General features: G+C 53.2%; 14 protein-coding genes. 4 read left to right on the plus strand and 10 right to left on the minus strand.

All coding sequences use genetic code 11. From position 1 onward, the window contains the following. Positions 1 to 28: 28 nt before the first annotated feature. The gene (pagP, locus tag BFV63_RS06020) at positions 29 to 604 is read left to right on the plus strand and encodes a lipid IV(A) palmitoyltransferase PagP (protein WP_045342250.1); all 576 of its coding nucleotides are present in this window, start codon (positions 29 to 31) and stop codon (positions 602 to 604) included. Positions 605 to 794: 190 nt separating this feature from the next. Next, positions 795 to 1004 (plus strand): transcription antiterminator/RNA stability regulator CspE, encoded by a 210-nt coding sequence (gene cspE, locus BFV63_RS06025; protein WP_002439184.1) that lies wholly within the window; start codon positions 795 to 797, stop codon positions 1002 to 1004. A 219-nt stretch (positions 1005 to 1223) separates the two neighbouring features. Here the strand turns inward: cspE and crcB are convergent, their stop codons facing one another. After that, positions 1224 to 1607: a fluoride efflux transporter CrcB gene (gene crcB / locus BFV63_RS06030; protein ID WP_017382474.1), complete on the minus strand. Its 384-nt coding sequence runs from the start codon at positions 1605 to 1607 to the stop codon at positions 1224 to 1226. A 67-nt stretch (positions 1608 to 1674) separates the two neighbouring features. Between crcB and BFV63_RS06035 the strand changes: the two genes are divergently transcribed. Then, positions 1675 to 2463 carry a deaminated glutathione amidase gene (locus tag BFV63_RS06035; RefSeq protein ID WP_023324314.1) on the plus strand — a complete coding sequence of 263 codons (789 nt, stop codon included), beginning with the start codon at positions 1675 to 1677 and terminating at the stop codon, positions 2461 to 2463. 125 nt (positions 2464 to 2588) lie between these two features. Next, the gene (gene tatE, locus BFV63_RS06040) at positions 2589 to 2792 is read left to right on the plus strand and encodes a twin-arginine translocase subunit TatE (RefSeq protein WP_003858723.1); all 204 of its coding nucleotides are present in this window, start codon (positions 2589 to 2591) and stop codon (positions 2790 to 2792) included. 80 nt (positions 2793 to 2872) lie between these two features. On the opposite strand, the gene lipA is transcribed toward tatE, so the two are convergent. The 9 genes from lipA to rlmH all read right to left on the minus strand — a co-directional run bounded on the left by lipA (position 2873) and on the right by rlmH (position 12384). Next, positions 2873 to 3838, minus strand: a complete 966-nt coding sequence (gene lipA / locus BFV63_RS06045) for a lipoyl synthase (RefSeq protein ID WP_006809637.1) — start codon at positions 3836 to 3838, stop codon at positions 2873 to 2875. A gap of 207 nt (positions 3839 to 4045) precedes the next feature. Further along, positions 4046 to 4999 carry a YbeF family transcriptional regulator gene (locus tag BFV63_RS06050; protein WP_023315623.1) on the minus strand — a complete coding sequence of 318 codons (954 nt, stop codon included), beginning with the start codon at positions 4997 to 4999 and terminating at the stop codon, positions 4046 to 4048. A gap of 291 nt (positions 5000 to 5290) precedes the next feature. Next, a complete protein-coding gene (gene lipB, locus BFV63_RS06055) occupies positions 5291 to 5932 on the minus strand; it encodes a lipoyl(octanoyl) transferase LipB (protein WP_022650601.1) in 642 nt (213 codons plus the stop codon). Positions 5933 to 6026: 94 nt separating this feature from the next. Next, complete coding sequence (gene ybeD, locus BFV63_RS06060; protein ID WP_003858718.1) at positions 6027 to 6290, minus strand: DUF493 family protein YbeD; 264 nt, start codon at positions 6288 to 6290, stop codon at positions 6027 to 6029. A 107-nt stretch (positions 6291 to 6397) separates the two neighbouring features. Continuing rightward, positions 6398 to 7609: a D-alanyl-D-alanine carboxypeptidase DacA gene (gene dacA, locus BFV63_RS06065; RefSeq protein ID WP_003858714.1), complete on the minus strand. Its 1212-nt coding sequence runs from the start codon at positions 7607 to 7609 to the stop codon at positions 6398 to 6400. Between the two features lie 139 nt (positions 7610 to 7748). Continuing rightward, positions 7749 to 8855 (minus strand): endolytic peptidoglycan transglycosylase RlpA, encoded by a 1107-nt coding sequence (rlpA, locus tag BFV63_RS06070; protein ID WP_032608855.1) that lies wholly within the window; start codon positions 8853 to 8855, stop codon positions 7749 to 7751. 16 nt (positions 8856 to 8871) lie between these two features. Then, positions 8872 to 9984 carry a peptidoglycan glycosyltransferase MrdB gene (gene mrdB, locus BFV63_RS06075; RefSeq protein ID WP_015571139.1) on the minus strand — a complete coding sequence of 371 codons (1113 nt, stop codon included), beginning with the start codon at positions 9982 to 9984 and terminating at the stop codon, positions 8872 to 8874. A 2-nt stretch (positions 9985 to 9986) separates the two neighbouring features. Beyond that, positions 9987 to 11888, minus strand: coding sequence for a peptidoglycan DD-transpeptidase MrdA (gene mrdA, locus BFV63_RS06080; RefSeq protein ID WP_015571138.1), 1902 nt, complete (start codon positions 11886 to 11888; stop codon positions 9987 to 9989). Positions 11889 to 11916: 28 nt separating this feature from the next. After that, on the minus strand, positions 11917 to 12384 hold the full coding sequence (gene rlmH, locus BFV63_RS06085; protein WP_003858701.1) for a 23S rRNA (pseudouridine(1915)-N(3))-methyltransferase RlmH: 468 nt from the start codon (positions 12382 to 12384) through the stop codon (positions 11917 to 11919).

Raw genomic sequence — 12384 nt, forward strand, 5'->3', positions numbered from 1 at the left:
ACCGAATACTAAATATGGTAATGGCATTGTGATTGTACGAATTAAATTCCCCCTGATTTTGTTGTTTATTATTGGGCAGTTATCGTGTGCGTCTGCTGTTAATGCAGACAGCAATACAGCGGATAAAGGCTGGTTCACCACCTTCACGGATAACGTCGCGCAAACATGGAATGAACCTGAGCATTACGATCTCTATATTCCGGCCATTACGTGGCATGCACGTTTCGCCTACGATAAAGAAAAAACAGACCGTTATAACGAACGTCCGTGGGGGGCCGGCTTCGGTCAGTCTCGCTGGGATGAAAAAGGTAACTGGCATGGCCTGTACCTGATGGCGTTTAAGGACTCCTACAATAAATGGGAGCCTATTGGCGGTTACGGCTGGGAAAAAACCTGGCGTCCGTTATCAGACGACAACTTCCGTCTCGGGCTGGGCTATACGGCAGGGTTTACGGCGCGTGATAACTGGAAATACATTCCTGTTCCGGTACTGCTGCCGCTTGCCTCCATTGGTTACGGTCCGGCGACGTTTCAGATGACCTACATACCGGGTACCTATAACAACGGTAACGTTTACTTTGCCTGGATGCGGTTTCAGTTTTAACTGAGTTTTTCTGCTAAATCGGCCAAAAAATGCACAGACATTGAAATGTAAAGGATAAAAATCGGACAGCGAAAATTAACGCGACTTTTGTCACTTTTTATCAAAGATCCGCTGGACAAAACGCCTCACAATTGTTGTACTGATACCCGACACAGCATTTGTGTCGTTTTTTAATGTAAAGGTAATTTTGATGTCTAAGATTAAAGGTAACGTTAAGTGGTTTAATGAGTCCAAAGGATTCGGTTTCATTACTCCTGAAGATGGCAGCAAAGACGTGTTCGTACACTTCTCTGCAATCCAGTCTAATGGTTTCAAAACTCTGGCTGAAGGTCAGCGCGTAGAGTTCGAAATCACTAACGGTGCCAAAGGCCCTTCTGCTGCTAACGTAATCGCTCTGTAATTCAGACGCGTCAGCAAGAATTTCAAAACCCGCTCAATGAGCGGGTTTTTTTCGTTCTGAATCAACCGATAAGATAGATCTTCAGGAAGCTGGCGACGATCGCGACGCTTAGCAATACCATACCCACGCCTAAGAGATTTTCTTTCATGCTATCACCCTCGTTCAATATTGAGCCAAGAGTGACAGAGAAAAATTAAGCCAACATTAAGGTTGCAGTGCTTAATGTCCGCTGGCGGAGGAAAATAACCAGAATGCGATCGCAGTCATCGCAAACGAGCCAAGCATGTTAACGGCAATGTTCGTCAGCGCCCAGCCCATCCGGCCTTCCTGAAACAGAAACACCACCTCCGCAGAGAAGGTAGAAAACGTTGTTAAGCCGCCGCAGAAACCGGTTGTAATCAGAACCTTCCACATAGGGTCGATGTTGGTCATGCGATTAAACCAGGCCAGCCCCATCCCAATAATAAACGCCCCGATCAGATTTGCCGCCAGTGTCCCCATCGGAATGGCCTGATGCAGAGGGTTAAACCGCATGCTTAAGAGCCACCGCGCAACGCTACCCGTGCCTCCACCAATAAAAACGGCTATAAGTAGTTGTAACACTGTCAATACCTGCTATTTGCTGTGTAAGTGCGTCGAGTGTAACGCTGTTTTTGACCGGGAGACAATTATGTATGTTGCAGTAGGGCAGTTCGCGGTGACGCCGGACTGGAATGAAAACGCGGATAAATGCGTCTCCCTGATGCATGCGGCGAAGCAAAAGGGGGCGTCGTTGCTGGTACTTCCCGAGGCGTTACTGGCCCGTGATGATGGCGATCCGGACCTGTCGGTAAAGTCTGCGCAAACGCTGGAAGGGGCGTTTCTGAAACGACTGCTGGCCGAAAGCGTTGGCAACACGCTCACCACCATATTGACGGTCCATATTCCGTCCTCGCCGGGGCGCGCGGTGAACACGCTGGTGGCGATACGTGAGGGTGCCATTGTCGCGAGCTACGCCAAACTTCATCTGTATGATGCGTTCAGCGTTCAGGAGTCGCGCCTGGTCGATCCGGGGAGTGTAATTCCGCCGCTGATTGAGGTGGAGGGTTTTAAGGTTGGCCTGATGACCTGCTACGATATCCGTTTTCCCGAGCTGGCGCTGAACCTGGCATTGCAGGGGGCGGAGGTGCTGGTTCTGCCCGCCGCGTGGGTCAAAGGACCGCTTAAGGAGCATCACTGGGCGACGCTGCTGGCAGCACGCGCGCTGGATACCACCTGTTACGTGGTAGCCGCGGGTGAATGTGGTAACAAAAATATTGGGCAGAGCAGGGTTGTCGATCCGCTGGGGGTGACGGTTGTTGCGGCAGCGGAGACGCCTGCGTTATTGCTGACGGAGATAATTTCAGCCCGAATAGCGCTTGCGCGGCAGCAATTACCTGTTCTGCGCAACCGCAGGTTTGCGCCACCGCAATTAATGTGATGTTTTTTTCAACAATGCTTGATTCACCTTGTTACAGATTGCTATTGTGTGCACGCGCCAAATGACCGTTAATACGTTCAGGTTTTTTGGCGGAATGCAGCCTGTTTCATGTAAAGAAGGTATTTATGGGTGAGATTAGTATTACCAAACTGCTGGTGGTTGCCGCACTGGTCGTCCTGCTGTTCGGTACCAAGAAGTTACGCACGCTGGGTGGAGACCTGGGTGCTGCCATTAAGGGCTTTAAGAAAGCAATGAACGATGACGACGCGGCAGCGAAGAAAAGTGCCGAAGATGACATCACTGCACAGAAGCTTTCACACAAAGAGTAATGGCAATGCTGCAAGGCTTGCATAAAAAAACCGGCTCACGAGGCCGGTTTTTTGTTTTACTGTAAATAAATTTTACAGCTTTATTTCACTTCTTCGCCCTTCGCCTGCATATCGGCGTGATAAGAGGAGCGAACAAACGGACCGCACGCGGCATGGGTAAAGCCCATCGCCATCGCTTCGGCTTTCATTTCATCGAACTCATCCGGGCTTACGTAACGCTGTACAGGCAGGTGGTGACGGCTTGGCTGGAGGTACTGGCCCAGCGTCAGCATGGTGACGCCGTGGCGGCGCAGATCGCGCATCACTTCAATGATCTCAGCGTTGGTTTCACCCAGGCCGACCATCAGACCAGACTTGGTTGGAATATGCGGATGGGCTTCTTTAAAGCGTTCCAGCAGCTTCAGCGACCAGTTGTAGTCTGCACCGGGACGTACCTGACGGTAGATACGCGGTACGTTCTCCAGGTTGTGGTTGAACACGTCTGGAGGCGTCGCGGTCAGGATATCGAGCGCGCGATCCATACGGCCACGGAAATCCGGCACCAGCGTCTCAATCTTAATGTTCGGGCTTTTTTCGCGGATGGCGGTAATACAGTCAGCAAAATGCTGAGCACCGCCATCGCGCAGATCGTCACGGTCAACGGAGGTAATAACAACATAACGCAGCGCCATATCGGCAATCGTCTGCGCCAGTTTTTGCGGTTCGTTAGCGTCTGGCGCAACGGGACGGCCATGGGCAACGTCACAGAACGGACAGCGGCGGGTGCAGATGGCACCCAGAATCATAAATGTCGCGGTACCGTGATTGAAACATTCAGCAAGGTTAGGGCACGAGGCCTCTTCACAGACAGAGTGAAGACCATTTTTGCGCATCGCCGCTTTGATCCCCTGGATACGCGAAGAGTCGGCCGGAAGTTTGATTTTCATCCATTCCGGTTTTCTTAACAGCGCCTCGCGCTCTGTAGCCACGTTTTTAACCGGGATAAGGGCCATTTTATCGGCATCGCGGTATTTAACACCGCGTTCCATCACAATGGGTTTACTCATAGCGTGCGTGTTCCAGTTGCGAATATCGAAGGAAAGCGTTTCAATTCAAGGGAATGTTGTAATTATCAACTATTTTTGAACGAACGACAGGCAGTATATCATTTAAAGGGGCGATAAAGCAGCCTGCCAGGTCGCCAATTTGTAAAATAGTTGTTGTTTTGTGCCTTTTGCCCCGCTTGCGGCAGGGGCTTGCGCTGAAAGGCGGGATCAGAAAGCCTGGCGGATCACGTTAATGACGTTTTCCAGCACCGGATCGCGCAGGCTTAGCTTGTTGTAATGCAGTGAGATTTCAACAGATTCCGTCGTAAGTTGACTCAATGGAATGCTCTCCAGCGGCCAGCATTTTTGAAGCAAAGCGAAGAGACGCACGGGCATAATACAGAGCAAATCGCTGCTGCCAATCAGGGCCGCGAGGGTAAACATATTGTAACTGCTGAAGCTGATCAGACGGTCCGGGAACAGTTCGTCAATACGCTGGCGCAGCGGATCCGGGCCCTGCCCCTCGGACATAAAGGTTGCATGTTCGTAATGACGCAAATTTTCAGGCGTCAAAGGTGCGCTCAATACAGGATGATTCTGACGACAAACGAGCGCCAGAGAGTCGGTATAGAGAACGTTATGCCCTAATGCTCTGGCCGCGAAGCTGTTGCTGTCGATGATCAGGTCCGTCTGGAATTGCGCCAGCTGAGTTTCCGGATCGTTAACGGGCACATTGCGGATCAGCAGCTGTGGCGCATGCTGTTTAACAGCCTGGTAAATAGCGGGCATGACCAGAACGCCCACAGAGGGAGAGGTGCCTATGGTGATGGTTCGTTGCTTATCGTAACTGCCGGTGAGATCCAGCGCGCCCAGAATCGATTCCAGACCCTGGCTGATGTACTCATGCAGATGGGTGGCGTACGCGGTGGGGGTTACGCCCTGGCCTTTACGAATAAATAAGGGATCGGGAAATATCGCGCGCAATTTTTGAATTGACTGGCTAATAGCAGAGGGTGTGAGATTAAGAATTTTCGCAGCATTAACGATACCTTTGTGGACATATACCGCCTCAAAAATAGTCAATAAATTGAGATCAATATTACGTAAAGTCCGGAAAATTTGCGGCTTATCTTCGCCGCTGGTTTCATTCAGGCGTTTGGCTGGTAAATTAGTAGGCTCCACGCTCTTACTCCGTATCCATTCACAATATGAATGATAGTTGAATTTATTTATTATGCTTGCAGAGATTCGTAAAGTGTTTCGTAAGTTTCCCTTGTTTATCGAAAACAAGCAGTTGGGTGATTATCACGCACGTTACACGATACCCGGTGATGGTACTATTAAGGTTCTAATTAATATGGGACGCTAATATATGGGCGACTCGAAAATATAGAATATGCGGTTTATTGTAAAGCGTAAATGCGGCAATTAAGCAGTGGCTGGTCAAATAACCGAACCACTGCCGGAAGTGTGTTAAGCAGCAATATATTCGTAGTCAGGATTGTTAAGCAGCGCTAAAAACTTCTTCAAAAGCACGGGGCGGATATTCTCAGGCGTGGCGGTAGCGACCCACTGGCGCATTTGCGTCATTTCCATACCCGCATACCCGCATGGGTTGATGCGCTGGAAAGGGGTCAGATCCATATTGATATTCAGCGCCAGCCCGTGGAACGAGCAGCCTTTACGGATACGCAGCCCCAGCGAACAGATTTTCTTCTCTCCCACGTAGACGCCCGGGGCATCGGCGCGAGGATGAGCGTCGATACCGTACTCAGCGAGCGTGTTCACCACGGTCTGTTCCAGTAAGGTCACGAGCTCACGTACGCCCAGCTTTCTGCGTTTCAGGTTAAGCAGGACATACATTACCTGCTGGCCCGGGCCGTGGTAGGTTACCTGTCCACCGCGATCGCTCTGGATCACCGGGATATCACCCGTCATCAATAAATGTTCGGCTTTTCCTGCCTGGCCCTGAGTAAACACCGGCATGTGTTCAACCAGCCAGATTTCATCAGGGGTGGTGTCATCGCGCATATCGGTAAAGTCATGCATAGCCTGAGAGACTGGCTCGTAAGGCTGTATCCCAAGATGGCGAACAAGAATTTTATCCTGGTACAAAAGGACGTCTCCGAAGACAAGGGAGAATAGGTAACGCGGAGTATATCACAGCGGGGAAGTGGGTTACCCGGCAAACCGGGTAACCGCAGAGGGACTACAGCACCATACGAACAATTTCGATATTGCCGAGCTCTTCGTACAGCGTCTCAACCTGTTCAATGTGTGTCGCAGTGATGGTGATTGAGACCGAGTGGTAATTACCTTTGCTGCTCGGTTTGACTGATGGAGAGTAGTCGCCCGGCGCATGGCGCTGTACCACTTCAACCACCTGATCAACCAGCTCAGGTTTCGCCAGACCCATTACTTTGTAAGTAAAAGGGGTAGGGAATTCAAGCAGTTCGTTAAGTTTGGTTTTCATGTCAGCTCCGGCGTGTGTGTAAAAAATAATAACTCCCGCCACGGGGCGGGAGTTTTACTGATACGTAGTATATGGGGATCAAAATCACACTTTCAAGTGTTCAATTTTTAACCAAACCAGTGATGGAACATCAGCTTAATGTAATCAATGATTTTGCCGAAGAAATTGCCTTCAGGAATCTCCTCCAGCACCACCAGCGGGCGTTGATCGATGGTTTTGCCATCCAGCTGGAAGTTGATAGTACCCACGACCTGATTCTTTTGCAGCGGGGCGTGCAGCTCGGTGGTATTCAGCACGTAGCTGGCTTTCAGATCTTTCATACGACCGCGTGGGATAGTCAGATAGAGATCTTTGTCCACGCCCAGGGAAGCGCGGTCGTTATCGCCAAACCAGACAGGTTCAGAGGCAAATTCTTTACCGGCTTTCAGCGGGTTCACGGTTTCGAAGAAGCGGAAGCCCCAGGTCAGCAGTTTTTTGCTTTCCGTTTCGCGTCCTTTAAACGTACGCCCCCCCATCACGGCAGAGATCAGACGCATCTGGCCTTCAGTGGCGGAGGCCACCAGGTTATAGCCAGCTTTGTCGGTGTGGCCGGTTTTGATACCGTCGACGTTCAGGCTGTTGTCCCACAGCAGGCCGTTACGGTTGGTCTGACGAATGCCGTTGAAGGTGAACTCTTTCTCTTTGTAGATAGAGTACTCGTTTGGCACGTCGCGGATCAGCGCCTGACCGATCAGCGCCATGTCACGTGCGGAGCTGTACTGACCCTCGGCGTCCAGGCCGTGAACGGTCTGGAAGTGGCTGTTTTTCAGACCCAGCGCGGAGACGTAGCTGTTCATCAGGCCCACAAACGCGTCCTGGCTGCCCGCGGCAAAATCAGCCATGGCCACGCAGGCGTCGTTACCGGACTGCAAGTTGATGCCACGGATAAGCTGAGAGACCGGAACCTGCATGCCAGGTTTCAGGAACATCAGCGATGAACCTTTGAACACGGGGTTGCCGGTTGCCCACGCATCGTTACCGATAGTCACCAGGTCGGTTTCTTTGAATTTGCCTGCTTTCATAGCCTGGCCGATAACATAGCTGGTCATCATTTTGGTCAGGCTGGCCGGATCGCGGCGGGCATCGGCGTTCTGTTCTGCCAGAACTTTGCCGGAGTTGTAATCAATCAGGATGTAGGATTCCGCGTCGATCTGCGGAACGCCAGGGATCATGGTCTTGATGTTCAGGTCATCCGCGTGAGCTGCGGAGAACGCAGCAGCGCAAAGGGCCGTGGTCAGCGCCATGCGCTGCACAAAACGAGCAGAAAAAGTGGTCTTCATGGTCAGAACTACGACATCCGTGATGGAATTAAAAAAAGTGCCTTACTATAGCAAATGCTATACGGGCAGGCATCCGACTTTCATCATGAGAGTGTTAACGTGGTTTACACAAACTGACATTTCGGATACCACCGAATAATTATTTTGCAACAGCGATAAACGACTGGAGCTGCGCCTCGCTCTGCAAACGCTGTTGCAGGGATGCTGCCTGCGATTTGCTGGCAAACGGACCCATCTGGATACGCCATACCGCACCGTTTTGCTCAACGCGGCCTGGCACGCCAAACTGTTTGCTTAAACGCTGCTGATATTGCTCTGCACGGGTCCGATCGCTGACAGCGCCAACCTGAACCACGTAGCTGCCGCTCGCCGTCGCAGGCGCCGCAGTCTGCGTAGCAGCAGGCGCGGTCACCGGGGCGGGTTGTGCAGCGGGTGCAGCAACGACGGGCGCAGGCGCTGGGGCAGGTTCATTTGATTCAATCACGCCCGGCGCTAACGTGGTGGGTGCGCCAAGGAAACCACTGCTTTTCACCGGGGCGCCTGTCGCGTCTTCACTTTGCAGCGTATCGTTGCTGATGGCGCGCACTTCACCCTGCGGCTGCGCGGGCACTGCCGGCGTTGAAGCGCCCCCCATACCACCGCTCAGATCCGGGCGAGCGGGCAGGGCATAGGTCTGTTTCGCGACCGTGGTACAGGCCGTGCCCGGGCCAGACAGCGAACCATCCTGCGCCACGATAATTGGGTCGATACGCACTTTAGTATTGTTTGAGGTGTTCAGACGGTCGGCCGCCGCGCGGGACAGGGAGATCACGCGATCGGTGCCGTAAGGACCGCGATCGTTGATACGCACCACGATCATTCGGCCATTCGCCAGGTTAGTGATGCGTGCATAGCTCGGGACAGGCAACGTCGGGTGTGCCGCCGTGATCTGCATCGGATCGAAGGTTTCACCCGACGCGGTCAGGTTGCTACCGGGCTCAGCGTCATAGATGGCAGCAAAGCCAGCCTGGCTGAAACGGGAAGGATCCTGAACGATTTTATAGCTTTTACCGTCGCGCTGATAATCCTGATTCACGCTGGCGTTCAGCGGTTCATAAACGGGATCGGCACCGCTAATCTCGACAATCGGGCCATTACAGACCGCAGGCTGCGGCGGCGCGACGGTTGCCTGTTGCTGACCATCATCACTTGTACAGGCGGCAAGTAAACTTGCTGCGATGCAGATCCCCAGCCACTGCTTACGCATTGCGATCCCCTTATTTTTATACGCTTTTGGACAACATTTTCCTGTGGGTATGGATCGACATGACGATACCAAACCCGGCCATCAACACGATCAGTGCCGAGCCCCCGTAACTCACCAGCGGCAGCGGTACGCCGACAACCGGCAGAATCCCACTCACCATACCAATATTTACGAAGACATAAACGAACAAAATCAACATTAATCCGCCTGCCATCACGCGACCAAAGGTGGTTTGGGCGCGTGCGGCAATCCACAAACCTCGCATGATCAGCAGCACGTAGAGTGCAAGCAGAACCAGGATGCCAACCAGCCCTAACTCCTCAGCCAGAACGGCAAAGATAAAGTCGGTGTGGCGTTCCGGTAAAAATTCGAGCTGCGACTGCGTACCGTGCAGCCAGCCTTTGCCGCGCAGGCCGCCGGAGCCAATCGCAATCTTCGACTGAATAATATGATAGCCTGCGCCCAGCGGATCGGTCTCGGGATCGAGCAGCATCATAACGCGCTGACGCTGGTAATCATGCATCAGGAAGAACCAGAGGATAGGAATAAACGCGGCAACCAGCACCACGGCGATACCAATCAGACGCCAGCTCAGGCCGGACAGGAACAGGACGAACAGGCCGGAGAGGGCGATAAGAATCGAGGTGCCGAGGTCCGGCTGTGCGGCCACGAGCAGCGTCGGCAGGAAAATCAGCACCAGCGCAATGGCGGTATTTTTCAACGACGGCGGGCAGACGTCGCGGTTAATAAAGCGCGCCACCATCAGCGGGACGGCGATTTTGGCGATTTCCGACGGCTGGAAGCGGACAATCCCCAGATCCAGCCAGCGTTGTGCCCCCTTCGAGATGGCGCCGAAAGCATCTACTGCCACCAACAAAATGATACAGAAAATATAGAGATAGGGCGCCCAACCCTCGTACACGCGCGGCGGTATTTGCGCCATCACCACCATAATAACCAGACCCATGGCGATCTGGCCGATTTTACGCTCCATCATGCCGATATCCTGGCCGCTGGCGCTCCAGATAACGAGGGCGCTATAGACCAGCAGAGCCAGCAGAATCAGCAGCATGGCTGGGTCGATGTGGATCTTGTCCCACAGCGATTTTTTATTCGGATTATCCGTCATGATTATTGGTCCTCCGCCGCAGCGGCTGCCGGGTTTTCAGCTGGCAGTTCGGTGTTGTTGTCACCCAGCATGATGTGGTCGAGGATTTGACGCATGATGGTACCCACCGCCGGGCCTGCGCCGCCGTTCTCCAGAATCATCGCCACCGCAACCTGCGGGTTATCATAAGGGGCAAACGCCGTCATGAGCTTGTGGTCACGCAGACGTTCGGCAATTTTATGTGCGTTGTAAGTTTCATTCGCTTTAAGACCGAAGACCTGAGCCGTACCTGATTTCGCGGCTACCTTATACGGTGCGCCAGCGAAATATTTGTGCGCCGTCCCGTTAGGGCGGTTGGCTACACCGTACATGCCGTCTTTCGCGATTTCCCAGTATCCGGAATGAATGTCACCCACCGGCGGCTCGTGCGGCTGTATCCATGGCACTTTTTTGCCGTCTTCAACGGTGCTTTGCAGCAGGTGCGGCACTTTCACGACGCCATCGTTGATGAGGATCATCATCGCCTTGTTCATTTGCAGCGGCGTTGCCGTCCAGTAGCCCTGGCCGATCCCCACCGGAATGGTGTCACCCTGATACCAGGGTTTTTTAAAGCGCTTCAGCTTCCATTCGCGGGTTGGCATGTTGCCGGAACGCTCTTCCGCCAAATCTATACCGGTGTAATGCCCGTAGCCGAACTTGCTCATCCATTCAGACAGACGGTCAATACCCATGTCGTAGGCGACCTGATAGAAGAAGGTATCCGCCGACTCCTCCAGTGATTTGGTCACGTTCAGATGGCCGTGGCCCCATTTTTTCCAGTCGCGGTAGCGTTTCTCAGAGCCAGGCAACTGCCACCAACCGGGGTCAAACAGACTGGTATTACGGGTGATGACGCCCGCGCTCAGCGCAGACACGGCGACATACGGTTTAACCGTTGAAGCTGGAGGATAAACCCCCTGCGTCGCGCGGTTTACCAGCGGCGTGTTTGGATCGTTGAGCAGGCCGGAGTAATCCTTGCTGGAGATGCCATCCACGAAGAGGTTCGGATCGTAGCTTGGCATCGAAACCATCGCCAGAATGCCGCCGGTACGCGGGTCGGTCACAATAACCGCAGCACGGCTACCCGCCAGCAGCGTCTCGATATACTGCTGTAGCTTCAGGTCGAGCGTCAGATAGACGTCATGCCCCGCCTGCGGGGGCACCTCTTTCAGTTGTCGGATCACACGGCCACGGTTGTTAACTTCAACCTCTTCATACCCGGTCTGACCGTGCAGCACATCTTCGTAATAACGTTCGATCCCAAGCTTGCCAATATCATGGGTTGCGGCGTAGTTAGCCAGCTTGCCATCTTTATCAAGGCGTTCGACGTCTTTATCGTTGATTTTGGAGACGTAACCAATGACGTGCGTCAGCGCGGAGCCGTAAGGATAGTAGCGGCGTTTATAGCCTTTGACTTCCACACCGGGGAAACGGTACTGGTTAACGGCAAAACGGGCGACCTGCACTTCCGTCAGGTTGGTTTTTACCGGAATGGAGGTGAAGCGGTGAGAACGTGCGCGCTCTTTTTTGAACGCAGCGATATCGTCATCAGTCAGGTCGACAACGCTTCTCAGCGCGTTCAGGGTATCCTGCACGTTATCCACTTTCTCGGGCATCATCTCTATCTGGTAGATGGTGCGATTAAGCGCCAGCGGCGTGCCGTTACGATCGTAGATAATGCCGCGGCTGGGCGCGATGGGCACCAGCTTGATACGGTTTTCGTTTGAGCGGGTCTGGTAATCGGTATAGCGGACAATTTGCAGATTATAGAGGTTGGCGATCAGCACGCCGGTAAGCAGCAAAATCCCCGTAAAGGCGACCAGCGCCCGGCGCACAAACAGCGCGGACTCAGCCGTATAGTCGCGAAAAGAATTCTGTAGTTTCATCCGCTGCTTAAATTACCCTGGTCAGTCATTACTCGCGGTGATAAGGGTGGTTGGTAGTGATGCTCCATGCGCGATACAAACTTTCTGCCACGAGAACCCGTACAAGCGGGTGGGGCAGCGTCAGCGCCGAGAGTGACCAACTTTGTTCTGCTGCCGCTTTGCAGGCGGGAGATAACCCCTCTGGTCCGCCAATCAACAGACTGACGTCCCGACCATCCTGCTTCCAGCGCTCCAGTTCGTGCGCCAGCTGCGGCGTATCCCAGGGTTTGCCCGGGATATCGAGGGTCACGATGCGGTTTTTGCCTGCGGCAGCCAGCATCAGCTCTCCCTCTTTATCGAGAATACGTTTGATATCTGCGTTCTTGCCGCGCTTTCCTGCTGGGATCTCCACCAGTTCGAACGGCATATCTTTTGGGAAACGACGCAGATACTCAGTAAAACCGGTTTGTACCCAGTCCGGCATTTTGGTGCCGACGGCGACCAGTTGCAACTTCAC

It is taken from the genome of Enterobacter hormaechei subsp. xiangfangensis (genome assembly GCF_001729785.1).
In the GTDB taxonomy this organism is placed as follows: Bacteria; Pseudomonadota; Gammaproteobacteria; order Enterobacterales; family Enterobacteriaceae; genus Enterobacter; species Enterobacter hormaechei_C.

What these genes read in the sequence shown, in the direction of transcription:
- cspE (WP_002439184.1), top strand. Translation starts at nt 795, where the DNA reads ATGTCTAAGATTAAAGGTAACGTTAAGTGGTTTAATGAGTCCAAAGGA.
- BFV63_RS06035 (WP_023324314.1), top strand. Translation starts at nt 1,675, where the DNA reads ATGTATGTTGCAGTAGGGCAGTTCGCGGTGACGCCGGACTGGAATGAA.
- tatE (WP_003858723.1), top strand. Translation starts at nt 2,589, where the DNA reads ATGGGTGAGATTAGTATTACCAAACTGCTGGTGGTTGCCGCACTGGTC.
- lipA (WP_006809637.1), bottom strand. Translation starts at nt 3,838, where the DNA reads ATGAGTAAACCCATTGTGATGGAACGCGGTGTTAAATACCGCGATGCC.
- ybeD (WP_003858718.1), bottom strand. Translation starts at nt 6,290, where the DNA reads ATGAAAACCAAACTTAACGAACTGCTTGAATTCCCTACCCCTTTTACT.
- dacA (WP_003858714.1), bottom strand. Translation starts at nt 7,609, where the DNA reads ATGAAGACCACTTTTTCTGCTCGTTTTGTGCAGCGCATGGCGCTGACC.
- rlpA (WP_032608855.1), bottom strand. Translation starts at nt 8,855, where the DNA reads ATGCGTAAGCAGTGGCTGGGGATCTGCATCGCAGCAAGTTTACTTGCC.
- mrdB (WP_015571139.1), bottom strand. Translation starts at nt 9,984, where the DNA reads ATGACGGATAATCCGAATAAAAAATCGCTGTGGGACAAGATCCACATC.
- mrdA (WP_015571138.1), bottom strand. Translation starts at nt 11,888, where the DNA reads ATGAAACTACAGAATTCTTTTCGCGACTATACGGCTGAGTCCGCGCTG.